Origin of the sequence: Paraliomyxa miuraensis, assembly GCF_026337845.1 — a bacterium.
GTDB classification, from domain to species: Bacteria; Myxococcota_A; Polyangia; order Nannocystales; family Nannocystaceae; genus Paraliomyxa; species Paraliomyxa miuraensis.
Map to the genome: position 1 here is coordinate 1 of NZ_JAOVZF010000060.1, position 413 is coordinate 413.

At 72.6% G+C, this 413-nt stretch carries 1 protein-coding gene; it reads right to left on the reverse strand.

The features are described from left to right. Window positions 1-168 precede the first annotated feature (168 nt). Window positions 169-413 (reverse strand): hypothetical protein (locus tag OEB96_RS00260; protein WP_266213368.1); only part of this gene is annotated, 245 nt, incomplete at its 5' end.

Below are 413 nucleotides of genomic sequence, written 5' to 3' on the forward strand. Positions count from 1 at the left end.
CCGGGGCCTGAACACCAAGGCCCTGCACACGGCCCCAGCCCTTGGGGATCGGCAGGGAGTAGGCCAGGGTCGGATCGCCGGTCGGCACGATCGCCTGGCGGCGGTGGGTCTGCGCCACCTGCTCGAGCACGTGCGGCGCGTCGCGAAAGGGTGGGGCTCGTAGCGTGGTCATCGTCGGTCGTCCTCTCGCGTTGCTTCGGCCCAGAGCCGGGTCGGCCGAGCCACGCCCTGGGCTCGTGCGCGTGGTCCGTCGAGCACGAGCCCGAGGATTTCCTTGCGCTCGCTTGGCTCGGGCTCGATGCGGCGCCACGAGAACGGCAGGCCGGCGGGTCGTGGCGAGGGCTTGGTCCCGGTCGAGCACCAGCCCACCACTGGTCGCGGCGTCGGCCCGATCACCACCGACGGGCAACCGA